General features: G+C 70.5%; 22 protein-coding genes and 1 riboswitch. Of the genes, 12 read left to right on the forward strand and 10 right to left on the reverse strand.

Going from position 1 to position 22,078, the window contains the following annotated elements:
* Window positions 1–44 precede the first annotated feature (44 nt).
* The 3 genes from FFT09_RS05675 to FFT09_RS05685 all read right to left on the reverse strand — a co-directional run bounded on the left by FFT09_RS05675 (window position 45) and on the right by FFT09_RS05685 (window position 3,233).
* Window positions 45–938 (reverse strand): hypothetical protein, encoded by an 894-nt coding sequence (locus tag FFT09_RS05675; protein ID WP_244231248.1) that lies wholly within the window; start codon window positions 936–938, stop codon window positions 45–47.
* A 244-nt stretch (window positions 939–1,182) separates the two neighbouring features.
* On the reverse strand, window positions 1,183–2,550 hold the full coding sequence (radA, locus tag FFT09_RS05680) for a DNA repair protein RadA (protein ID WP_024875361.1): 1,368 nt from the start codon (window positions 2,548–2,550) through the stop codon (window positions 1,183–1,185).
* Window positions 2,551–2,600: 50 nt separating this feature from the next.
* A complete protein-coding gene (locus FFT09_RS05685) occupies window positions 2,601–3,233 on the reverse strand; it encodes a copper chaperone PCu(A)C domain-containing protein (RefSeq protein ID WP_138382074.1) in 633 nt (210 codons plus the stop codon).
* A 320-nt stretch (window positions 3,234–3,553) separates the two neighbouring features.
* On the opposite strand from FFT09_RS05685, the gene FFT09_RS05690 reads away from it, so the two are divergent.
* The 11 genes from FFT09_RS05690 to FFT09_RS05735 all read left to right on the forward strand — a co-directional run bounded on the left by FFT09_RS05690 (window position 3,554) and on the right by FFT09_RS05735 (window position 12,645).
* Window positions 3,554–4,045 (forward strand): CarD family transcriptional regulator, encoded by a 492-nt coding sequence (locus FFT09_RS05690; RefSeq protein WP_024875363.1) that lies wholly within the window; start codon window positions 3,554–3,556, stop codon window positions 4,043–4,045.
* Between the two features lie 66 nt (window positions 4,046–4,111).
* Window positions 4,112–4,762 (forward strand): IspD/TarI family cytidylyltransferase, encoded by a 651-nt coding sequence (locus FFT09_RS05695; protein WP_341869008.1) that lies wholly within the window; start codon window positions 4,112–4,114, stop codon window positions 4,760–4,762.
* Entirely contained in the window at window positions 4,713–5,177 is a 465-nt protein-coding gene (gene ispF, locus FFT09_RS05700) for a 2-C-methyl-D-erythritol 2,4-cyclodiphosphate synthase (RefSeq protein WP_138382076.1), read from the forward strand. The genes FFT09_RS05695 and ispF overlap by 50 nt, the downstream gene beginning before the upstream one ends.
* A gap of 16 nt (window positions 5,178–5,193) precedes the next feature.
* Complete coding sequence (locus FFT09_RS05705; protein ID WP_138382077.1) at window positions 5,194–5,880, forward strand: HAD family hydrolase; 687 nt, start codon at window positions 5,194–5,196, stop codon at window positions 5,878–5,880.
* 17 nt (window positions 5,881–5,897) lie between these two features.
* Window positions 5,898–7,277, forward strand: a complete 1,380-nt coding sequence (cysS, locus tag FFT09_RS05710; RefSeq protein ID WP_138382078.1) for a cysteine--tRNA ligase — start codon at window positions 5,898–5,900, stop codon at window positions 7,275–7,277.
* 3 nt (window positions 7,278–7,280) lie between these two features.
* The gene (gene rlmB / locus FFT09_RS05715; RefSeq protein ID WP_024875368.1) at window positions 7,281–8,249 is read left to right on the forward strand and encodes a 23S rRNA (guanosine(2251)-2'-O)-methyltransferase RlmB; all 969 of its coding nucleotides are present in this window, start codon (window positions 7,281–7,283) and stop codon (window positions 8,247–8,249) included.
* A gap of 160 nt (window positions 8,250–8,409) precedes the next feature.
* Window positions 8,410–9,846, forward strand: coding sequence for an MBOAT family O-acyltransferase (locus tag FFT09_RS05720; protein WP_081191816.1), 1,437 nt, complete (start codon window positions 8,410–8,412; stop codon window positions 9,844–9,846).
* 188 nt (window positions 9,847–10,034) lie between these two features.
* Window positions 10,035–11,261, forward strand: a complete 1,227-nt coding sequence (locus FFT09_RS05725) for a helix-turn-helix domain-containing protein (RefSeq protein WP_081191817.1) — start codon at window positions 10,035–10,037, stop codon at window positions 11,259–11,261.
* A 64-nt stretch (window positions 11,262–11,325) separates the two neighbouring features.
* On the forward strand, window positions 11,326–11,454 hold the full coding sequence (locus FFT09_RS23405; protein ID WP_279631012.1) for a hypothetical protein: 129 nt from the start codon (window positions 11,326–11,328) through the stop codon (window positions 11,452–11,454).
* Complete coding sequence (locus tag FFT09_RS23475; protein WP_341869001.1) at window positions 11,451–11,753, forward strand: hypothetical protein; 303 nt, start codon at window positions 11,451–11,453, stop codon at window positions 11,751–11,753. The genes FFT09_RS23405 and FFT09_RS23475 overlap by 4 nt, the downstream gene beginning before the upstream one ends.
* A 463-nt stretch (window positions 11,754–12,216) precedes the next feature.
* Window positions 12,217–12,645, forward strand: a complete 429-nt coding sequence (locus FFT09_RS05735) for an excalibur calcium-binding domain-containing protein (RefSeq protein WP_244231250.1) — start codon at window positions 12,217–12,219, stop codon at window positions 12,643–12,645.
* Window positions 12,646–12,711: 66 nt separating this feature from the next.
* Here the strand turns inward: FFT09_RS05735 and metE are convergent, their stop codons facing one another.
* The 4 genes from metE to FFT09_RS05755 all read right to left on the reverse strand — a co-directional run bounded on the left by metE (window position 12,712) and on the right by FFT09_RS05755 (window position 17,785).
* On the reverse strand, window positions 12,712–15,000 hold the full coding sequence (metE, locus tag FFT09_RS05740) for a 5-methyltetrahydropteroyltriglutamate--homocysteine S-methyltransferase (protein WP_138382079.1): 2,289 nt from the start codon (window positions 14,998–15,000) through the stop codon (window positions 12,712–12,714).
* Between the two features lie 140 nt (window positions 15,001–15,140).
* Window positions 15,141–15,374, reverse strand: a riboswitch (cobalamin riboswitch).
* 34 nt (window positions 15,375–15,408) lie between these two features.
* Window positions 15,409–16,098 carry a hypothetical protein gene (locus tag FFT09_RS05745; protein WP_024875374.1) on the reverse strand — a complete coding sequence of 230 codons (690 nt, stop codon included), beginning with the start codon at window positions 16,096–16,098 and terminating at the stop codon, window positions 15,409–15,411.
* A 52-nt stretch (window positions 16,099–16,150) separates the two neighbouring features.
* Window positions 16,151–16,924 carry an SDR family oxidoreductase gene (locus tag FFT09_RS05750; protein ID WP_138382080.1) on the reverse strand — a complete coding sequence of 258 codons (774 nt, stop codon included), beginning with the start codon at window positions 16,922–16,924 and terminating at the stop codon, window positions 16,151–16,153.
* 54 nt (window positions 16,925–16,978) lie between these two features.
* Window positions 16,979–17,785: a DivIVA domain-containing protein gene (locus tag FFT09_RS05755; protein WP_138382081.1), complete on the reverse strand. Its 807-nt coding sequence runs from the start codon at window positions 17,783–17,785 to the stop codon at window positions 16,979–16,981.
* Between the two features lie 129 nt (window positions 17,786–17,914).
* Here FFT09_RS05755 and FFT09_RS05760 point away from each other — a divergent pair, with 129 nt between their 5' ends.
* Entirely contained in the window at window positions 17,915–19,144 is a 1,230-nt protein-coding gene (locus FFT09_RS05760; protein WP_081191822.1) for a DUF445 domain-containing protein, read from the forward strand.
* Here the strand turns inward: FFT09_RS05760 and FFT09_RS05765 are convergent.
* The 3 genes from FFT09_RS05765 to FFT09_RS05775 are packed head-to-tail and all read right to left on the reverse strand — an operon-like array spanning window position 19,095 to window position 21,957.
* Window positions 19,095–20,015, reverse strand: coding sequence for a metal ABC transporter permease (locus FFT09_RS05765; protein ID WP_138382082.1), 921 nt, complete (start codon window positions 20,013–20,015; stop codon window positions 19,095–19,097). The two genes, FFT09_RS05760 and FFT09_RS05765, sit on opposite strands and share 50 nt — an antisense overlap.
* A 48-nt stretch (window positions 20,016–20,063) precedes the next feature.
* Entirely contained in the window at window positions 20,064–20,885 is an 822-nt protein-coding gene (locus FFT09_RS05770; protein ID WP_138382083.1) for a metal ABC transporter ATP-binding protein, read from the reverse strand.
* Window positions 20,886–20,889: 4 nt separating this feature from the next.
* Window positions 20,890–21,957, reverse strand: a complete 1,068-nt coding sequence (locus FFT09_RS05775; protein ID WP_244231307.1) for a metal ABC transporter solute-binding protein, Zn/Mn family — start codon at window positions 21,955–21,957, stop codon at window positions 20,890–20,892.
* Between the last annotated feature and the right edge of the window lie 121 nt (window positions 21,958–22,078).

Here is a 22,078-nt window from a genome sequence, read left to right on the forward strand (position 1 = left end):
TGACGCAGTGAAGGTGGCCTTCGCGGCACCAATCCCACGCGCGGTCACGGCTCGGCGGCGATGGTCACCGGCGGCCGGGGCCGGGTCGCCGCCATGCGATACGCCGCATCGAGTTCGTCGATCACCGCCGCCCGGTCCGCCAGTAGCCGTGACGGCAGCGTCTGGACCACGACCACGCCGTTCCGCGCGTAGCGGCTGTTCCTGGCGAGCGTCTTCGCATAGTCTGCGCGGTCGAAGTGGAACTCCACGGAATCGATCTCCCAAGCGAGGCCGACGTCGTCCCACCACGCATCCGGGCGTCCGACGTACTGGGAGTCGCTGCCGAGCAGCCGGGCGTTCCAGTGGCTCGGCGCGACCCCGAGGTGTCGCGACAACCGGCGACCATGCACTTCGGCGACCGACCGGAGGCCGTCGACCTGGGCGAGCACCCGACGCGGCAGGGCACTCCCGCGCTGGGAACCCTTCGCCAGTTCGTCTCGAAGTTCCGCGACCGAGCATTTGCCCCGCTGCATCGCCTCGACCAGGCATGCGGCGACGACGTCCCGTTCGCGAAGGCGCCGCACCGCGTCGAGCACCGCGCGCTGCGGCGGCGCCAGCGGGAGCCCCTGCCGTGACAGTGGCCGTGGCAGACGATGCGTCCGCTCGACCACGACGAACCCGCAGCTGGTCATCTCGCGTGCGTGCGGGACCAACACATGCACCGAGTGGTCGTCCACCTCAAGCCGCATACCCAGTCGCCGGCACGCCTCGACCCCCGTCACCACAGCGTTCGGCCCCGCGTGCAACAGCGCGGCCGTCACCTTCTGCAGCTGATCGGGTGGAGCGTTCTGCAGCACGACGATGCCGGGCAGGAGACGTCGCCACGGCCCTCCCGGTTGGCAACGGCGGTACACCGTCGCGCTGTCCATTCCCCCGGCCACGAGCGTCGCCACCCTCACGACGCCGCGGCGGCTCCGCTGCCGAAGAAGCTCCGAGTGATCGTCCCACCGTCCTCTGGTCATGCGGCAAGCTTCGCCGTGGTCGCAGGACGAGGGAATCCCGAACTGCGCAGCCTGTGGACAACTCTGCCCCTGTGGACAACTGGGATGCAGTGAAGGCCACCCTCGCTGCGTCTGGCGCAATCAGGGTGGCCTTCACTGCGTCTCGCGCAGCGAAGGTGGCCTTCGCGGCACCGCCCGCGGCTCAGCGGTACTTCGCCGCCAGGACTTCCAAGGCTTCGGCGAGGCTGGCGACCTCCATCGTCTTGATGCCGTCGGGCAGCGGCCCGGCATCGGGCGGCACGAACGCGTGCGTGAAACCCAGCCTCGCCGCCTCGGCCAGCCGCCTGCCGACCCCGGTCACCCGGCGTACCTCACCGGCCAGGCCCACCTCGCCGATCGCCACCAGCCTCGGCGACAGCGCCGTCTCGTACGCGGCCGACCACACCGCCAGCGCGACGGCCAGGTCCACGGCCGGTTCGGTGACCTTCATTCCCCCGACCGTGGCGGTGTACACGTCCTTGCCGCCGAGCGGGTTGCGGGTGCGTTTCTCCAGCACCGCCAGCACCATGCTCACCCGCGCCGAGTCGAGGCCGCTCACCGCCCGTCGCGGCTGCGGCAGCGCCGAGTCGGCCACCAGCGCCTGGACCTCACACAGCAGCGGCCGCTTGCCCTCCACGGTCACCGCGACCGCCGTGCCCGGCACGGCCTCGGCATGCCGGTTCAGAAACAGCCCCGACGGGTCGGGCACACCCTCGATCCCGTCGTCGCGCAGTTCGAAGCAGCCGATCTCGTCGGCCGCGCCGAACCGGTTCTTGACACCCCGCACCATGCGCAGCGTGGAGTGCTTGTCGCCCTCGAAGTGCAGGACGACGTCCACGAGGTGTTCCAGCACCCTCGGGCCCGCGACCGAGCCCTCCTTGGTGACGTGCCCGACCAGTACCACGGGCAGCCCCCGGTCCTTGGCGAGCGCGACCAGCGCCGCCGCCACCGCTCGCACCTGCGTCACGCCCCCCGGCGCTCCCTCGGCCTGGGGCGACGACATCGTCTGCACGGAGTCCACGATCAGCAGGCCGGGTTTGACGTCGTCGACATGCCCGAACACGGCGGACAGGTCGCTCTCGGCGGCGAGGTACATCGCCTCGTGGACGTTGCCGGTCCGTTCGGCCCGCAGCCGCACCTGCCCCGCGGACTCCTCGCCGGTCACGTACAGCGCCGCCCCCGAGGCACCACGGCCCTCCGCCCACTGGTAGGCGACCTCCAGCAACAGCGTGGACTTGCCGACCCCGGGTTCGCCCGCGAGCAACACCACGACCCCGGGAACGAGGCCGCCACCGAGCACCCGGTCGAGCTCGGAAACGCCCGTGGCGCGGGCGCGGGAGGTCTCGATGTCGACGTCGGCGATGGGACGGGCCGGCGAGCTGGGCGCCCCCGCGGCGACCTTCGCGATCGGAGCGCGCGAGTCGGCGCGCTCCTCCATCGTTCCCCACGCCTGGCACTCGGGGCAGCGGCCGCGCCACTTCGCGACTTCACAGCCGCACTCGGCACAGCGATAGGTCGAACCTTTGGCCACCCGCCGACGCTAACGCCGGCCACCGACAGTCCGCGCGCCGCCCGGCGGCGTCAGTGACCGCCGCCGTGCCCCTCGGGCTCGTTCGGGTTCGACCTCGGGTCGTCGGGTGCGGTCACCGGCACATCGAACGTCACGGAACCGGCGTCGCGGAACGTGAGAGTGAGCTGCACCATCTGCCCGGGACGGAGCTGCCGCTTGAGGCCCTCCAGGGTGAGCTGGCCCCGCGTGGGGTCGTCGGTGCTCAGCTCTCCGGAGGCGGGGTTGAGCACGAGGGTGCGCTGCGCGGGCACCGAACGGGACCCCTCGATCGCCACGTTGGAGGCGAGATCGGAGCGGGCGGAAACGAGTTCGTCGCCCTCGTAGCCTTCGTTGACGATCCACATGCTGATCTCGGCGTCACTGTTGACGGGGTACACGGCGGGGGCCAGTCCCTCCGCCTCCTCGGCCTCGTGCTCCTGCTGAGCCTGCTGTGACTGGCCCTGCGAAGCTTCCGGATAGTCGATCTCGGCATTGCGGATCGCGATCGTCCCGACACCGACCGAAGTGCCGTTGATGGTCGCCACCTGGGTGTCCGTCTGCGTGATCTGGCCAGCCCCGCAGCCCGCGACGAGCAACGCGGCGCCGACAGCGACCACGGCCGGACCGGCCGAGCCGACCATCGAGCCCACCATGCGACGTTTCACTTCCGGTCCCTCCTACTCAGGGCTGCCCTGGGCATCGACACTATCCCGACCCGCACGCTGGGAATTCACCCGGTGCCCCACGAGTGTGGCGCAGGCGGCACCGGACCACCGAGATCAACTAGCGGAATCGTGTCCACAATGGATTACCGGAAACGGCGGGAAAGACCCCGCCGTCACCTGCGTGAGTATGCGAATTACACATTTGTCAACCCCCTCGACTCCCCGAATCAGGCCACTGACCTGCGAAGACGAGTCCGGGTGCCTGGTTCGGCACCGAGCGCGCGTGCTAAGCTGGACGCAGCGAAAGGGGCAGAGGACACATGGTTTTCAAGGTCGGAGAGACCGTCGTCTACCCGCACCACGGTGCCGCACTCATCGAAGCGATCGAAACCCGCGTGATCAAGGGCGAGGAGAAGCAGTACCTCGTCCTGAAAGTCGCGCAGGGTGACCTCACGGTTCGCGTCCCCGCTGACAACGCCGAGGTCGTCGGCGTGCGCGACGTCGTCGGCCAGGACGGCTTGAACCGCGTTTTCGACGTGCTGCGCGCACCCCACACCGACGAGCCGACCAACTGGTCTCGCCGGTACAAGGCCAACCTGGAAAAGCTCGCCTCCGGCGACGTCAACAAGGTGGCCGAAGTGGTGCGCGATCTGTGGCGACGGGAGAAAGACCGTGGCCTTTCCGCTGGTGAGAAGCGGATGCTGGCCAAGGCGCGGCAGATTCTGGTCAGCGAACTCGCACTCGCCGAGGGCACCGACGAGGGCAAGGCCGAGGTCCTGCTCGACGAGGTGCTGGAAACCGCGGTGGTTTAGTCGCTGCGCCAGGTCATAGCACTGGTCCCCCTCGGGGACGACGACGTTCCGGACACGGCGGGCGCGCTGGCGCGCGTCAACGGTGTGACACTGCTCGCTCACGCCGTGCGTCGACTGGTGGACTCGGGTTGCGTCGACCGGATCGTGATAGCCGGTCCACACGCGACACCGTCCGGGCCCGACCTCGGGCTCGACCCGGATTCCGCCGTGTCCGTACTCGTCACGTCAGGCAATGCGGACCGGATCGAGTCGGCGCGCTGCGCACTGCGTCGCGCCGACCCTCGCCCGTCCGACGTCGTCCTGATACACGATCCGGTACGCCCGTTCACTCCGCCGGAGACGATCCGTGCGGTCGTCGCTGCTGTGCGTGACGGCGCGCCCGTGGCCGTGCCGGTGGAGCCCGTCACCGACACCGTCAAGGTGCTCGACGCCAGCGGTGACGTACTCCACACGCTGGACCGCGACCGGCTGCGCCGGGCGCAGTCGCCGCGCGGGTTCTCCGCCGCGCTGCTGGACCACGCGGACCTGAGCGAGGTGTTCTTACTCACCGGCGCCGCGGCGAGCGCGTGCCCGGTACCGGGACATCCGCACGGGATGCGCGTGAGCACCCCCTACGAACGCACGGTCGCCGAGGCCGTGTTCGCGCAAGCCGGGGAGAGGGACGGCGATGAGAATCGGTCAGGGAGTCGACGTTCACCCCATCGAGCCGGGGCGTGAGTGCTGGCTCGCCGGCTTGGAATGGCCCGGCGCCGATGGCTGCTCCGGACACTCGGACGGTGACGTCGCGGCACACGCCCTGTGTGACGCCCTGCTGTCGGCCGCCGGGCTCGGCGACCTCGGCGCCGTCTTCGGCACGGGAGACAGCCGATGGGCGGGCGCCCACGGCGCCGAACTGCTCACCGAGGTCCGCCGCCGCATCACCGCGGCCGGGTACCGCGTGAACAACGCGGTGGTCCAGGTCGTCGGCAACCGGCCCAAGATCGGCACACGGCGCGACGAGGCACAGCGCGTGCTCTCCGAGGCGGCGGGCGGCCCCGTTTCGGTCTCGGCGACCACCACCGACGGACTCGGTCTGACCGGGCGTGGTGAGGGTGTGGCGGCCATCGCGACGGCACTGCTCCTGCCCCGGTGACCGGTAGCGTGGCCCCGTGACGATCAAGGCGGTGCTCTTCGACTTCTCCGGCACACTGTTCCGGCTCGAACACGATCCGAGCTGGCTGGCCGATCTCACCGATCACCGGGGCGAGACCTTCGACGTCGAGGCCAGGGCCGAGTTGATGCGGCGCATGACGGCGCCGGTGACGCTGAGCGTGGATCTGGACGACGAGCACCTCCACGCATGGCACCACCGCGACCTCGATCCCGCCCTGCACCGCACCGTGTACCTGGAGGTGTTGCGGCAGTCGGGCATCCCGCACCGACAGCAGGCGGAGTCCCTGTATGGCAGGCTCGTCGATCCGGCGTCGTGGACGCCGTATCCCGACACCGCCGAGGTACTGCGACGGGTCTCGGGCGCGGGACTCGCTGTGGGCGTGCTGAGCAACATCGCGTTCGACATCCGGCCCGCCTTCACCAGGCTCGGCCTCGACCGGCACGTGGACGACTTCGTCCTCTCCTACGAGGTCGGCGCCATCAAGCCCGACCCGGCGATGTTCCGGCTCGCGCTCGACCGCCTCGGTGTGGCCCCCGGCAACGCACTCATGGTCGGCGACAGCGAGGAGGCCGACGGTGGGGCCCGCGCGCTGGGGTGCGCGTTCGCGCTGGTGGAGCCGTCACCGACGGCGACGCGCACGGACGGGCTGCTGACCGCCCTGCGCGAGCATTCCGTGCTCTGACCCGTACCATTTGCGACGTGGCCCTTCACCTGTTCGACACGGCGACCCGGCAGGTGCGCGAGTTCCGACCCGCGCGCGGTGGAACGGCGTCGCTGTACGTCTGTGGCGCCACCGTGCAGGGAATCCCGCACATCGGGCACGTGCGGGGCGCGCTCAACTACGACGTGCTGCGGCGGTGGCTGGTCCACTCCGGACTCGACGTGCTCTTCGTCCGCAACGTCACCGACATCGACGACAAGATCCTCACCAAGGCCGCCGACGCGGGCAGGCCGTGGTGGGAGTGGGCGGCCACCCACGAGCGCGCGTTCGAGGACGCCTACACCGCACTCGGCTGCCTGCCGCCGTCGGCGGCGCCGAGGGCCACCGGGCACATCACGCAGATGATCGAGCTGATCCAGCGGCTGATCGACTCGGGGCACGCCTACGCGGCGGGCGGAGACGTGTACTTCTCGGTGGCGACGTTCGGCGACTACGGCGCGTTGTCGGGCCAGCGGACCGAGGACGTGCAGCAGGGCGAGACCCAGGCCGAGGGCAAGCGCGACCACCGCGACTTCACGTTGTGGAAGGCGAGCAAGGCCGGCGAGCCCTCGTGGCCGACTCCGTGGGGCCCCGGCAGGCCGGGCTGGCACCTGGAGTGCTCCGCGATGGCGACGGCCTACCTCGGCTCGGAGTTCGACATCCACGGCGGCGGCGTCGACCTGGTGTTTCCCCACCACGAGAACGAGCGCGCCCAGTCGCTGGCCGCCGGTGACGGGTTCGCGCGGTACTGGCTGCACAACGCCTGGGTGACCATGTCGGGCGAGAAGATGTCGAAGTCGCTCGGCAACGTCGTCTCGATCCCGCAGATGCTGCGCCGCTACCGGCCCGTCGAGTTGCGCGCCTACCTCATCCAGCCGCACTACCGGTCCACCATCGAGTACTCCGACGAGGCGTTGTCGGAGTCGGCGCAGGGCTACCGGCGCATCGAGCAGTTCCTGCGTCGCATGCGGGGCACCGTCGGCGAGATCGGCATCGGCACCGTCCCGGCCGAGTTCGGCGCGGCCCTCGACGACGACCTCGGCACGCCGCAGGCGTTCGCGGTACTGCACAACACGGTGCGCGACGGCAACGCCGCACTGGACGCCGCGGACCGGGACAAGGCGCGGGAGCTGGCCGAGGCGGTCCGCGCGATGGTGGCGGTGCTGGGCATCGACCCGCTCTCGGCGCAGTGGGCCGAGCACGCGGGAGGCGGGACCGAGGCGTTGACCGCACTGGTGGATGCCCTGCTCGCCGAGCGCAGGAAAGCCCGTGCCGACCGCGACTTCGCCGCAGCCGATGCGATCAGGGACCGGCTCACCGAGGCCGGCATCGCCGTGGAAGACACCCCCGATGGTCCGATGTGGACAGTGAGAGACTGACGAATGGCTGGCAATTCCCGTCGCCGCGGCGCGATACGTAAGCAGGGCACGAAGAAGGGGTCCGTCGTCGGTTCCGGCGGCCAGCGCCGCAAGGGCCTCGAAGGCAAGGGGCCGACACCCAAGGCGGAGCACCGCCCCGGGCACCCGGCCCAGCGCAAGGCCGCCGCCGCGGCGGCACGGACCGAGCGCAAGCGCACGGCGTCCAAGAAGGCGGCCGACACCCCCGAGATCATCGCGGGCCGCAACCCCGTCGTGGAGGCGCTGCGGGCCGGAGTGCCCGCCACGGCCCTGTACGTGGCGCTGAACATCGACGCCGACGACCGCGTCACCGAGGCCGTGCGCGTCGCCTCCGACAAGGGCATCTCGCTGCTGGAGGTGCCGCGCGAGGAACTCGACCGCAAGACCGGCGGCGCGGTACACCAGGGCCTCGGCCTCCAGGTGCCGCCCTTCGACTACGCGCACCCCGACGACCTGCTGCGGGCCGCGCGGGAGTCCGGTGAGCCGCCGCTGCTCGTGGCGCTCGACGGCGTCACCGACCCGCGCAACCTCGGGGCGGTGATCCGCTCGGCCGCCGCCTTCGGCGCCCACGGCGTGCTGCTGCCGAGCAGGCGCAGCGCCGGCATGACGGCCGTGGCCTGGCGCACGAGCGCGGGCGCGGCCGCCCGCCTGCCCATCGGTGTGGCCACCAACCTCACCCGCCAGCTGCGGGAGTGGGCCGCCGACGGGCTGATGATCGCCGGGCTCGACGCCGACGGCGCCACGGACATCGACACGATGAACCTCGACGTGGACCCGCTGGTGGTCGTCGTGGGCTCGGAGGGCCGTGGCCTGTCCCGGCTGGTGCGGGAGACGTGCGACTTCACGGTGTCCATCCCGATGGCCGCGGGTGTCGAGTCGCTCAACGCGTCCGTCGCGGGCGCGGTACTGCTGGCGGAGGTCGCCCGCCGCCGCCGAGCCGCGGGCCGGGTCTGAAGCCGTGTCCGCAGGCTAGGTAGCCGTGTCCGCAGCTCCCGTAGCCGTGTCCGCACCTCTCGCATGTCATGGCGCGGGCCACTCGGTCACCATGTTCGCCTCATCGGGGGACGGCCTCGGCTAAGGTCACGGTGCGCAATCGTGACCAGGGGGCCGCTCGATGTCGTTCGTTTCGCCACTGTTCCTGTGGTATTTCCTGCCCGCGATCCTCATCGCGGTGCTCGTGCTGCCCCGGAGCTGGCGCAACGGCATCGTCGCGGTCGGCAGCCTCCTGTTCTACGCCACCGGCGCGGGCGCGTTCACGCTGCTGCTGCTGGCTTGCATGGTGGTGAACTTCGCGGCGGGACCGCACCTGGAGCCCGACCCGTGGGGGATGCGCTCGCAAGCCCAACGGCGGTGGCTGTTGATCGGCGTGGTGGCATTCGACCTGTCGATCCTGCTGGTGTGGAAGTACGCGGGGTTCGCCACGGAACAGATCGCGTGGTTCGCCCAGCTGTTCGGCGGCGACGTTCCGATCGCGGAGCTGGCACTGCCCATCGGCATCTCGTTCTTCACGTTCCACCACATCTCCTACGTGGTCGACATCTATCGTGGTGAGCGCCCGGCGCTGCGTAATCCGGTGGCGTTCGGCACCTACATCTCGATGTTCCCGCAGCTCGCGGCAGGGCCGATCGTGCGCTATCACGAGATCGCCGACCAGCTCCCGCAACACCGCTCGCACCGCCTCGACGACATCGCCGCGGGCTTCCCGCGTTTCGCGCTCGGACTGTGCAAGAAGGCGGTGATCGCCGACTCGCTCGCGCCGATGGTGGACGCCTGCTTCTCCACCCCCGCCGACGAGATGACCTTCGCGATCGCGTGGCTCGGCGCGATCGGGTACACGTTGCAGCTGTACTTCGACTTCTCCGGCTACTCGGACATGGCCATCGGCCTCGGCCGGATGCTCGGCTTCCGGCTGCCGGAGAACTTCGCGCGGCCGTACTCGTCGGTGACGGTGACGGAGTTCTGGCGGCGCTGGCACATGTCGCTGTCCCGCTGGTTCCGCGACTACGTGTACATCCCGCTCGGCGGCAACCGTGGCAGTGCGGCGAAGACGTACCGCAACCTGTGGATCGTCTTCCTGCTGACCGGTTTCTGGCACGGGGCGGCGTGGACCTACGTGGTGTGGGGGCTCTACCACGGAGTTCTGCTGGTCGTCGAGCGTGCCACCGGCAGGGACACCTCGCCCGCGACCACGGGCGCGCGGGTCGGCAGGCGCGCCCTCACGCTGGTGCTCGTCGTGTTCGGCTGGGTGTTCTTCCGCTCCCCCGACCTCGGCTACGCGTTCACCGTGGTCGGCACCATGCTGGTCCCCGACTTCAGCGGGCTGAGCGACGTCGTGGCGACCGCGCTCACCAACCAGCGTCTCGTGCTGCTGCTGGCCGCGCTCGCGGTGTTCTTCCTGCCCGCCCGCCCGGTGACAGGGCCGATGCTCGAATCGGCGCGCACCACGCCAGCCACGGTGCTGCGCATCGGCGTCATGACAGTCGGCGCGATCTACGCCGCCATCCTCGTGGCCACCGGCACGTTCAGCCCGTTCTTGTACTACCAGTTCTGATCGCGGCGAATGACTTCGGCTGCACCGAGTACGTGTCCGTCCAGCGACCTCGGACGGCAACCGGGGGCCGTTCCGGGTCTCTAGACGCGTTCTTCCCGCTACCCTGTCTGTACCTTTTCGCAGTGAGGGCCCCGGTATGACAACCGGGGCATGCGAAAGGGTCGATCTCTGCGGAGGGTGTGGGTGCGATGACGCCGCAGCCAGATGCCGACCTGCTCATCGGTCGACGTATCCAGCGCTATCGCGAACGCGCGGGCATGTCTCGCCCGGTGCTGGCCGGGCTTGTCGGCCGCTCGGCCGAGTGGGTCAAGGCCGTCGAGACCGGCCGTTTGCAGGTGCCGAAGCTGCCGATGCTGCTCAAGCTCGCGCAGGCCCTCGGCCTCGAGGACCTCGCGGATCTCACTGGGAACGGTCACGCCGTGTCGGTCGAGCGGTTCGGAGGCTCACGGCATGTCGCGTTGTCGGCGGTGCAGAAGGCGCTGACGGAGTACCGCGTGACGCCTGCCGGTGCTCCGCCGTCCGTGCCGCACCTCGCACACCGGCTCGACCAGGCATGGGGGGTACGGCACAGCTCACCGGATCACCGCACACAACTCGGTGTCCTGCTGCCCGACCTGATCCGTGATGCACAGACCGCCGTGCGTCTGCTGCGTGGTGACGAGCGCCGGGACGCGCGGCGCGTGCTCAGCGGGGTGTACCAGCTCGCCGACTTCTACGTCGCGTACCAGCCCGCACCCGAACTGGTGTGGATGGTCGCCGACCGGGCCGTGACCGAGGGCCAGGAGGCCGACGACCCCTACATCGCCGCGGGTGGCGCATGGGCGATGGTGCAGGCGTTGCGCGACGCGGGTAGGTGGGACGAAGCGCTCGCCGTCGCGAACGACGCGATACGGCAGCTACAACCGCACCTTGACTCCGCACCCGTCGACTGGCGAGGCATGGTCGGCGCCCTCGAGGCCGAGATCTCCTACGTCCACGCTCGCCGAGGACGGCACGGCGAGGCGTGGGCGCACTGGGAAACCGCCGACCGGATCGCGCACACGCTCGGCCCCGGATACCGGCACGTCCAATCCAGTTTCTCCCCGTCGGTGATGGGCGCTCACGCGGTCACACTCGGCGTCGAGCTGCGGCGACCAGCTGAGGCGCTGCGCGCGGCAGACCAACTGGATCCAACGTCGATCGCGTCGGTGCCGAGGCGGAGCCGCCACCTGATCGAAGTCTCACGTGCCTACCAGCAGCGCGGTGAGCGGCACGCGGTGTGGGCGTTGCTCGCGGCCGCGGAACGGACCGCCGTGGAGACGATCCGCTACAACGGGTTCGCCCGGGAAATGCTGGTCGACCTCCGCCAGCACCCACCTACCGGCCTCAGCGACGATGTTCAGGCCCTCTGCGAGCGCGTAGGGGTACCCGCCTAGACCGAACAGGTGAGGGTACGAACCGTACCCCCTGACCGATGCGTCGGCTCGTAGCTTCCCGGCCATGAGGAACAGCCGAGCATGCCTGGCCGGTCGGCACACGGCGCCGCGCGCGAGCGAGAACGACTGCCACGATCAGGCGTCCGCCGATGCGCCCGAGCTGTACGCATATGACGAGGACGGTCAGCGGTGATCGCGCGGGACCGCGAGTTGCTGGCCCGCCTGGCGCGAGTGAACCGCGACCTCGGGCAGGTCGCGCTGCGGCTGATGGCCGCGCAGGACGGCGGCGAACTGCCTGCCGGTGGGCTGCGCGAGGTCGGTGAAGCGCTGAGCGTCCTCGGAGGCGACATGCTCGCCCGTGCGAACGAGCTGGACGGCCACACATTCCCGGCAGTACAATGTTCCGTGCTATGTGCGCTGTGTTGCGCTGAGCCGGTCACGCGGCCCGACCAGCCACGCACCACCGTCGACGGCCGGTTCTGCGGCGGCTGAATCGCCCGATGCCTCGACGACACCCACCACCGGCACTGGTGCGCCGTCGACACACTCGGCCAGGCCAACCAGCTCGACGGCCGCACTATCGCGGAGGCGCCGAGTGCATGACTCGCCACGACCGTCCTCGCACCCGTGGTGGATGACCGCCCAACCATGCAGCTCTACCGCCTCGACCCCATCCCCCCGGCCTGGCCCACCGTCGACGAACTCCGGGCCGCCCAAGCGCGCCGCGCTGCGGGAGACCACGCGGCCGTCGGTGAGCGTCCTGCGCGACGTGCTGGACGGACTCCGGCGCCTGCGGTAGGCGCAGTGCCTCGGGCATACCCGGGGCGTTCCGGAGAGAAATCACCCGTCAGCGTGGTTTCACCGAAACCCTCCCGCGATCGTGGTTCGGACCGGCCTCCGGTGCTAACGCCCCGATAGCGGGCGGCGACCTGTCGTCCGCTATCGGGAGATGCTGATGGGAGTCCTCATCATGCTGCTTCGCCAAGCCACACTCACGTTCCTGTTCGCCGCCGCAACGATGCTTCCGGCGGCCGGGCTCGCGAACGCTCAGGATCTCGACTGCGCGAACTTCTCCACACAGGCAGAGGCGCAGGCGGAGTTCGACCGTGATCCGAGCGATCCGCACCGGCTCGACGCCGATGACGACGGCATCGCGTGCGAGGTGCTGAACGGCACGACAGCGCCACCGCCGCCCGCCACAACCACCCCCGATGCGACGGACAGCAACGGCCAGGTGCGCCGGACTCCCGACGGTGGTGTTGCCACCGGAGACGGCTCACTAGCCGACGGCGATTCGGTGGCCGTGCCCGCCGTCATCGGCTTGCTGGGACTCGGTACTGCGGCTACCGCAACCGTCGTCGCAGCTCGCCGTCGAAACGTCTGAGCCCCACCGCCGCGAAGGCCACCCTCGCTGCACCACACGCAGTGAAGGTGGCCTTCGCGACACCCCTCAGGCGAGGCTGCCGCGGACTTCGGTCGCTGCGGCCACCAGGTGGCGCAGCGCCGGTTCGACCTCGGCGTAGCCGCGGGTCTTCAGGCCGCAGTCGGGGTTGACCCACAGCCGGTGTGCCGGGACCGCCTCCAGCGCCGCGCGGAGCAGGTCGGTCATCTCGGCCCGCTCCGGTACGCGCGGCGAGTGGATGTCGTACACCCCCGGCCCGACGCCCCGCGCGAAGCCGACGGCGCCCAGGTCGCCGAGCACCTCCATGCGGGAGCGGGCCGCCTCGATGCTGGTGACGTCGGCGTCGAGCGCCACGATGGCGTCGATGACGTCACCGAACTCCGAGTAGCACAGGTGTGTGTGGATCTGGGTGTCCGCACGCACGCCCGAGGTCGCGAGCCGGAACGCGGCCACCGCCCAGTCCAGGTAGTCCCGCTGCCGGCCGGCGCGCAACGGCAGCAGCTCGCGCAGAGCGGGCTCGTCGACCTGGATCACCCGTAGTCCGGCGGACTCCAGGTCCGCGACCTCGTCCCGGATGGCCAGTGCCACCTGCTTCGCCGTGTCGCCCAGCGGTTGGTCGTCGCGCACGAACGACCACGCGAGGATGGTCACGGGGCCGGTGAGCATGCCCTTGACCGGCTTGTCCGTGAGGCTCTGCGCGTAGGTGGCCCACTCGACGGTGATGGGTGCCGGGCGCGACACGTCGCCGAACAGGATCGGGGGCCGCACACACCGCGACCCGTACGACTGCACCCAGCCGTGGTCGGTCTCGGCGAACCCGGCGAGGTGCTCGGCGAAGTACTGCACCATGTCGTTGCGTTCGGGTTCGCCGTGGACGACGACGTCGAGCCCGAGTTCCTCCTGCAGCCGCACCACGCGCTCGATCTCGGTGCGCATCCGGGCGGTGTAGCCGGCCTTGTCGAGATCACCCCGCCGCAGCGCCGCCCTCGCCCTGCGGACGTCCGTGGTCTGCGGGAACGATCCGATGGTGGTCGTCGGCAGCGGCGGCAGGCGCAGCGAGTCGTCCTGGGCCACACGGCGGGTCTCGTAGTCCTCCCGGCGTGTGTCCTCCGGGCGCAGCGCGGCCAGCCGCCGCCGCACCCGCTCGTCGCGCACCCGCTCGGCCCGTGCCCGGTCGGCCACGGTCTCCCGTGCCGCCGTGAGTTCGTCGGCCACCGGGTCACGGCCCTCGCTCAGGGCACGCCCGAGCACGACGACCTCGTCCACCTTCTGCCGCGCGAACGCCAGCCACGACGCGACCTGCGGGTCGAGGCGGGTCTCGGCGGCCACGTCGTAGGGCACGTGGAGCAGCGAGCAGGACGTCCCGACGGCGACCTCCCCCGCCATCCCGAGCAGGGTGGCGGCCGTGCTCAGGGCGCGATCGAGGTCGGTGCGCCACACGTTGCGCCCGTCGACGAGACCCGCGACCAGGGTCTTGTTCCGCAGGCCCGGTAGCGCCGCGAGGTCCTCGACCCGCGGGTCACCGGCCCGGAGGTCGAGACCGATCGCCTCGATCGGCGCGCTCGCCAGTACCGGCAGCGCCTCGCCGAGATCGCCGAAATAGCCGGGCACGAAGATGTTGGGCCGGTCGGTGAGCGAGCCCAGCACCCGGTACGTCTCCTCCAGCGCGGCCAACTCGGCCGGGCCGCGATCGGCGACGAACGCGGGTTCGTCGAGCTGAACCCACTCCGCTCCGGCGCGATGCAGCTCGCCCAACAGCTCCGCGTACACCGCGACCAGATCGTCCACAGTGTCCAGTGGGGTGAACCCCGTCGGCGCCTCGGAGTCTGGTTTGGACAGCAGCAGGAACGTAACCGGCCCGACCAGCACCGGCCTGGTGCGCACACCTTGCTCCAGCGCCTCCCGGAAGTGCTCGACGGCGGTGCGGTCGGTGAGCGAGAACCGGGTTTCCGGACCGATCTCCGGAACGAGGTAGTGGTAGTTGGTATCGAACCACTTCGTCATCTCCAGCGGCGGCACCGGGCCGACTCCCCTGGCCATCGCGAAGTAGGTGTCGAGCGACCCGAGGCCGAGCCGGGTGTAGCGGGATGGGATCGCACCGAACGTCACCGCCGTGTCCAGCACGTGGTCGTAGAACGAGCCCGTATTGCCCGGCACCGAGCCCAGCCCGGCCTCGTGCAGGGTTCGCACGGTGTCGGCCCGCACCGCGCGGGCGACGTCGCGCAGGTGCGCCTCGTCGATCGTCGAGGCCCAGTAGCGCTCCAGGGCGCGCTTGAGTTCCCGGTCCGGTCCGATCCTGGGGTAGCCGAGTACGGTCGATCCGATTGTGCTGGTCAACGCTCTCTCCTCGCGAGCTCGACGGCGTCGCCGGGAACCGAGCGCGAGCACACAGGCGGCCGCGGGGCGGCGTGTTGCCGTCCGTGGCGTTCGTGGCGTCCGCGAGACTTCCCCTCGGAATCCCGGCGTCGCGCGCACCGGCGGTGCGCGCACCGGTGGCAGGTCTTCGGACTCGCGGGCGCGCCGGACACGCTCCGGCTCCTACTCGCCGTCGGCTTCCCAGGCCGGTTGGCCCAGTGCCGGTTCCCGATCGTGTGACCGGCCACGGCTTTCGTTCCCACTCACCGCTGCGGGGCAGTCCCGGAATCACACCGGGTTCCCTCTTGCCTCACCCACCCGAGCCGGGCAGGTGAACCACCAGCGCGCCTCAGGCTAGTGCAGTCCCCCGTGCCGACCAAGGGTCCGCGCTCACTGCTCGGGTTCGTCCGGCACGAACGCCAGCTGGTCGGGATGGAACGAGTCCCGGCGCGGGGGCGGCAACCACGCCTCGGGCCGGACACTCTTGCGCCTGCCCAGCTCCGCGAAGTCGAGCGGAGCCGCCAGATCGGCTCCGTACTCCGCTCCGTCGGTCACCGGCGCGAACGCCAGGTCGGCCGGGTCCATCCCGATACCCACCACGACGAGGTACACGTCGTCCAGCGCCGTGCAGAACGCCGCCCAGCCGCCCGCGAAGTGCCACACTCTGGCGCGCACCTGCGCACCTTCGAGGCGCCACCACACGATCGGCCAGTCGGCGTAGCGCTGGGCCTCGTGTTCGGCGTGTTCGACCAGCGCGGGAATGAGGCCGTCGGGCCTCGGCACGGAGCTGTCGGGAAGCGTGACGTTCACGACCCCGAAGGCGCCGCTGAACGCGACCTCCACCAGCGGGTCCTTGCCGTTCGGGCACATCACCGCCTCGTAGCGGCGTTTCGGCAGCGTTCCCACCCTGACCCCGCTGTCGGCGTCCGGTTCCCGGTGGCCGAGCCACAACGCCCACGGCGGCCTGCCGGGCAGCCCTTCGAAGAAATCCACCCAGCGCGCACCGGTGAAGGTGTCGTCGAGTCCGTACGCCTGGAAGTCGACGACCGACGATGTCTGCTCTACGGCGTCCGAGTCCACCTGACGATGGTGCACCGCCGACGGCGTTTCGGCAGCCCGGCTTCACCCACGTTCACAGCTGCCACCGGCGGAATCCGGCCTCGGCGTCCACGACGTTGCCGACGATGGTGGCCGCGTCCTCGCTCAACAGCAGGGCCACCACCGAGGCCGCGTCAGCGGGCGTGTTCCAGCCGCCGCTGGGCAGCTGGCTGGCCACGGCACGGGTCAGTTCGTCGGTGGCCCATCCGGTGTCGGTGGGGCCTGGATTGACGCAGTTGACCGTGATCCCGTCGGCCACGAGTGCGTCCGACAGAGTGAGCGTGAGCTGGTGCAACGCGCCCTTGGTGGCCGCGTACGGGATCTCCGACGCCATCGGCGCCCGGTGCTGGCCCGAGGTGAACAACACGACGCGCCCCCCGTGTGCCGACCCGTGTGCGCGGTACCGCTCGGCGAAGGCGCGCACGAGCAGCAGCGTGGCCCGCACGTTGACCGCCCAGGTGAGGTCGAGTTCCTCGGCCGTCGACGCCGCGAGGTCGTGGGCGGAGCTGCGCGCGTGGTTGACGATCAACGTGTCGAGTTCACCGAAACGGGCGACGGCCGCGCGGATGACCCGTTCGGGCGCGCCGGGGTCCGCGAAGTCCGCTTCGAGGTGCCCGAGGGAGTCACCGCCGCCGAGTTCGGCGACGACCCCGTCGATCCCCCGTGGGTCGGCGCCCCACGGCTCGGTGGCGTCGTACGGGGACCACGACTGGGCGAACACCCGGTGCCCGTCGGCCAGCAGCCGCCGCGCGACCGCGAAGCCGATGCCCTCGGCCCTGCTCACACCCGTGACCAACGCTGTTCGCATGGCGCGCCAGTCTCACCGCGACCCGGCGACGCGGCAACCGGTTTTCGGTCCCGCTCAGGCGGGCTGTTTCTCCTCACCGGAACGGTCCCCGGACTCGGCGGTGCCCTTCGGCTCGCTTTCGGTGGACTCGTCCTCCGGGGCCGGATCGTTGCCGAGCCGGTCGACGGCCTGCCGCAGCGCGGACTGGCTGGCAGTCAGGCGGTCCAGCACCGTGGACCGCAGCTCGTAGGCCTCCCTGCGCAGCGAGCGGGCCTCGGCGAGGCGGCTCTCGGCTTCGGCGATCATCGCGTCGGCCTTCTCCTCGGTGACCCGACGCAGCTCCGCTGCCTCGTTCTCGGCGCGTTCCCGGTCCGCGGCGAGCTGGTCCTCGGTCGACTTCCGCTGCTCGTCCCGCTGCCGCTGCGCCTCCTCGTCGAGGCGCGTTCGCTCGGCGGCGGCCTGCTCCGCGAGCTGTTCGGCGTCGGCCTGTGCCTTGTTCCGGGTCTTCTCCGCGTAGGCATCGGCCGCCTCGCGGGTGTCGGCGGCGTCCTGCTCCGCCTTCGCGCGCAGCTCGGCGATCTCCTCCTCCGCGAGCTGCATCATGGTCTTGACCCGCTCGGTCATGGCTGCGGGGCCCGCGGGATCGTCGACCATCCGCGCCAGTGCGGTCTTGGAGTCGGCCAGCTCCTTCTGCGCGTAGCTCAGCGCCTTGGTCAGCTCCGCGACCGACGCCGTGGCGTCGTCGCGGTGGCGTGCCGCGCTGGCCAGCTCCTCCCGCAGGGTCGAGATGTGCTCGTCCACCTGCGCCTGGTCGTAGCCACGGAAAGCCGTCGCGAACTGCGTGTTTGTCGCCTGTGTGGGGGATGCCTGCGCTTCAGCCATCGGGCCACCATAATGAGTCCGGGTTGCCGATCCCATACCTTTCGCACGCGGATTCCGGCGAACTGCGTGCCGAGTGCGATGAAAGGTTCCGCACGAACCCGGAAGACGGGCGCCGGCAAGGAGGTCGCAGTGGAGGCCGTTCTCGACGACCTCGCCGGGAACTGGCCGCTCTACGCCGCGATCCCGGTCGTCGCGGCACTGATCGGCTACGTGACCAAGCGGGTCGCGATCGAGATGATGTTCCGGCCGCTGGAGTTCGTCGGCGTGCGCGGAACGGTCCTCGGCTGGCAGGGTGTCGTGCCCCGGCACGGTGGCCGGATGGCCGCGACGGCGGCCGACCTGCTGACTCGCAACGTCCTCGACGTGTCCGACGTGATCGCCCGGATCGATCCGGCACGGCTCACCCGCGAAATCGAACAGCCGTTACTGCGGGCGGTCGACGAGATCGCCAGGGAGGTGCTCGCCGAGCAGCATCCCCGGTTGTGGGAGCGGCTGCCACCGATGGCGCAGGACCTGCTGGTCAAGCACGTGCAGGCCGGTTCGCCCCGGCTGGTCGGCCAGGTGATGGCCGAACTGCGGGACAACATCGACGATCTCCTCGACGTCCGACAACTGAGCGTGCAGCGTCTGACCCGGGACAAGGCCCTGCTCGTGAAGCTGATCCGCGAGACGTCCCGCCCGGAATTGGCGTTCATCGCTCGATCGGGTATCTATTTCGGGTTTTTCCTCGGGATCGTTCAGTCGATCGTGTGGGCCTTGACGAAGAATCCTCTCGTCATGCCGATCTTCGGCGCCTGCATCGGGCTGTTCACCGACTGGCTCGCCATAAAACTGATCTTCGTTCCCCGCGACCCGATCCGGCTGCCGGGCGGATTCCTGTGGCAGGGCAAGTTCCAGCGCAGAAGGGCGGAGGTCGCCCGCGAGTACGGCGAGATGATCGCCAACGAACTGCTCACCGTCGACAACCTGCTGGACGCGATCCTGCGCGGCCCGAAGTCCGACCGCCTCGTGGCGATGGTGCGCAGGCTGGTGGCCGACACCGTCGACGAGCAGGTGAGTTCCGCGCGTCCGCTGGTACGCGCCACCATCGGGCAGCCCCGGCTCGACGCGATCAAGGACGCGGCTGCGCGCAGGGCGCTCGACCGGCTCCCTGGCACCCTCGCCCCGGCGCGGGGCTACCTGGCTCGGGCGATGGACGTCGCGACGGTCGTGGAGCAGCGGATGATGCGCATGACCTCCGTGGAGTACGAGGGACTGCTGCGGCCCGCGTTCCGGCAGGACGAGTGGAAACTCGTCGCCGTCGGCGGCGTCATCGGGTTCGTGGTGGGCGAGCTCCAGGTCCTGCTGATGCTGCACTGACCGGCTCGGGCTCCACCGCGCCGCTGTCGGTCACTCCGCTCGCCCTGCCCCGGACCAGCTCCACGAGCCTGCAACCGAGATAGATGGTGAACGAGATGGCGGTGACGAAGAAACTGACCGGCGCACCGGGCGCCAGCGACAGCACGATGCCGCCCAGCGCGGCGGTTTCGGCGAACATGACGGCGAGCACGGTGGCCCGCAGGGGGCTCGCCGTCACGCGCGCGGCGGCGGCGGCCGGGGTGACCATCAACGCCACGACGAGCAGGGCGCCCACGATCTGCACACCCAGCGCGGTGGCCACGCCGATCAGCACCGCGAACAGCGGCGCCAGCAGGCGGACCGGAACCCCCCGCGCGGCGGCCACGGCGGGATCGACGCTGGCGAACAGCAACGGCCGGTAGATCAACGCGAGCACCAGCAGCACCACGCCCGCGGCCACCAGCAGTGCGGTCAGATCCGTCGGCTCGATCGCCACGATCTGGCCGACCAGGATGCCGAACTTGTTGGAGGTGCGGCCCGGGTAGTACCAGAGCAGCAACACCCCGAGGCCCAGTCCGAACGCGAGGATCACGCCGATCACCGAGTCGCGGTCCGACTCGCGGCCACCGAGCAGGCCGAGCAGCAACGCGGCCACCACGGCGCCCACCAGCGCCCCGTAGCTCACACCGATCCCGAGCAGCAGCGCGGCGGCGGCACCGGTGAAGGCCAGCTCGGCGGTGCCGTGGACGGCGAACGACATGCGCCGCATGACGATCAGCGGCCCCAGCGTTCCCGCCACGAGGCCCAGCACGGCGGCCGCCAGCAGGGCCGTCTGCACGAAGTCGAAGCCGAGCAGCTCCATCGTGAGGTCGAAGTCGAACAACTGGTCCATGGGCAAGCCTTCGGAATCGGTGGTGGAAGCGTTCGGGGCCGCGCAAGCTCAGTGGTGAACCTCGTCCTCGCACAACGCACTCTGTGCGCCCGCGACGTGGATCTGGCCTCCCACCCGCAGGACCTCCACCCTCGACCGGTACAGCTCGGACAACGTCTCCGACGTCATCACCTCGTCGGGCGGGCCAATCCGGAACTGGCCATCCACGAGATAGAGCACCCGGTCCACGGCCGACAGGATCGGGTTGATCTCGTGGGTGACGAACAGGACGGCCGTGTTCGTCGCCCGCCTGCGCTCGTCGATGAGCCCCGCCACGATCCGCTGGTGGGTGAGGTCGAGCGAGGCGAGCGGTTCGTCGCAGAGCAGTACAGCGGGCTCACCGATGAGGGCCTGCGCCACCCGCAGCCGCTGCTGCTCGCCCCCGGAGAGCCTGCCGACGGGCGAATCGGCGTAGTCGGTGGCGCCGACGGCCTCGATCGCCGAGTCGATCAACCGCCCGCGACGCCGCAGGCCCCGCAGGCCGAACCCCCAGCTGTGCCCGTCGAGCCCGAGGCCCACGAGATCCCGGCCGCGCAGGGTCAGCCCGTCGTCCATCGCGCGCTGCTGCGGCACGTATCCGACCCGGTCATTGCCACGCCCCGGCGGGCGGCCCGCCACGGTGACCGTGCCCGCGCTCAGCGGCTGGAGTCCCAGCAGCACCCGCAGCAGGCTGGTCTTGCCCGACCCGTTGGGGCCGAGCACGGCCAGAAACTCACCGGGCGCGACGTCGAGATCGAGCCCCGACCACAGGGTGCGCTCGCCGAACCGCAGGGCCCCGCCCCTGACCTCGACGGCCGCACCGCGCGGGTCCGTCATGTCCACTCGGGTCATTCGCTCACTCGTCCAGGGCCTTCTCCAGCGCGTCGACCTGACGGCTCATCCAGGCAATGTAGTCGGTCTGTTCGTCGGGCAGTGTCTCGGTGACGTCGACGATCGGAGTGCCTGCCTCCCGTGCCGCGGCGATCACCTTCTCGGTGGCCGGTGTGGCCGTCTGCGTGTTGCGGACCACCGCGTCGACCTCACCGCCCACCAGCTCCAGCATCCGCTGCTGCGCGGCCACCGGCACGTCGGTCTCGTTCTCAACGGCGGCGGCGAACTCGCGGGGTGTCGCGTCGTCGACTCCTGCGGCCAGCAGCAGGTAGTGCGCGATGGGCTCGGTCGCGGCGACCCGCGTTCCCTCGTGGTCCGCCGCGAGGCTCTCGACCCGGTGGTGCAACTCGTCGACGCGCTCGGTGAACGCGGCCGCGTTGTCCTCGAACGTCGCGCGCTGTTCCGGACGCAGTTCGCCGAGATCGGCCGCCACCTGGTCCGCGACGGCGGCGACCACGGGCAGGTCGTACCAGACGTGCTCGTTGCCGTGGGCGTGGTCGTGGGCATGCCCGTGGCCCTCGTGGCCACCGTGGCCATCACCCTCGTGGCCCTCGCCGTGACCGTCGCCCTCGTCGCCGTGACCGTGCTCCCCGTGCTCGTCCGCGGACTCCTCCGCGTGGTCCCCGGCAGAGCCGCTGTCGGCACCGTCGGCCCCGTCCGCGCTGTCCACCGCCACGACGGCCGGAGCCTCGGCGTTCTCGGCGAGCTGGACGAAGAAGTCGTCGTAACCGCCCCCGTTGTAGACGAGCAGGTCGGCCGAGCGCACCTCGGCGGCGTCGACGGCTCCGGCCTGGTAAGAGTGCGGGTCGGCCGACGGGTCGTCGATGAGCGCGGTCGCCTCCACCTGGTCTCCCCCGACCGCGGACACGACGCCAGCCCACACGTTCGTGGAAGCGACCACCTGCACGCGGCCGTCCGCGTCCGACGAGTCGCCCGAACCGGCGGAGTCACCACCGCAGGCGGACGCGGTCACGGCCAGCGCGGCCGAGACCGAGACACCGGCCAGCACACGGCCCCGACGGGAGGTTGTGATCGACGATCGCACTCCGAGCCACCTCAGCATTTGGAAATGATTGTCGATATCACTGTACCTCATCGAGCGACTGTTAACCCACCGGTCGGGTGATCAGTGCAGCTACGGACCGCAACCATGT

The sequence above is a fragment of the Saccharomonospora piscinae genome (genome assembly GCF_005862235.1).
Classification (GTDB): Bacteria; Actinomycetota; Actinomycetes; order Mycobacteriales; family Pseudonocardiaceae; genus Saccharomonospora; species Saccharomonospora piscinae.

Excerpts from the sequence above, each read along its gene's own strand:
- FFT09_RS05765 (WP_138382082.1), bottom strand. The coding sequence starts at position 20,015 with ATGGACCAGTTGTTCGACTTCGACCTCACGATGGAGCTGCTCGGCTTC.
- FFT09_RS05735 (WP_244231250.1), top strand. The coding sequence starts at position 12,217 with ATGGGAGTCCTCATCATGCTGCTTCGCCAAGCCACACTCACGTTCCTG.
- FFT09_RS05770 (WP_138382083.1), bottom strand. The coding sequence starts at position 20,885 with ATGACCCGAGTGGACATGACGGACCCGCGCGGTGCGGCCGTCGAGGTC.
- rlmB (WP_024875368.1), top strand. The coding sequence starts at position 7,281 with ATGGCTGGCAATTCCCGTCGCCGCGGCGCGATACGTAAGCAGGGCACG.
- FFT09_RS23405 (WP_279631012.1), top strand. The coding sequence starts at position 11,326 with ATGAGGAACAGCCGAGCATGCCTGGCCGGTCGGCACACGGCGCCGCGC.
- FFT09_RS05755 (WP_138382081.1), bottom strand. The coding sequence starts at position 17,785 with ATGGCTGAAGCGCAGGCATCCCCCACACAGGCGACAAACACGCAGTTC.
- FFT09_RS05750 (WP_138382080.1), bottom strand. The coding sequence starts at position 16,924 with ATGCGAACAGCGTTGGTCACGGGTGTGAGCAGGGCCGAGGGCATCGGC.
- ispF (WP_138382076.1), top strand. The coding sequence starts at position 4,713 with ATGAGAATCGGTCAGGGAGTCGACGTTCACCCCATCGAGCCGGGGCGT.
- FFT09_RS05690 (WP_024875363.1), top strand. The coding sequence starts at position 3,554 with ATGGTTTTCAAGGTCGGAGAGACCGTCGTCTACCCGCACCACGGTGCC.
- FFT09_RS05720 (WP_081191816.1), top strand. The coding sequence starts at position 8,410 with ATGTCGTTCGTTTCGCCACTGTTCCTGTGGTATTTCCTGCCCGCGATC.
- FFT09_RS05725 (WP_081191817.1), top strand. The coding sequence starts at position 10,035 with ATGACGCCGCAGCCAGATGCCGACCTGCTCATCGGTCGACGTATCCAG.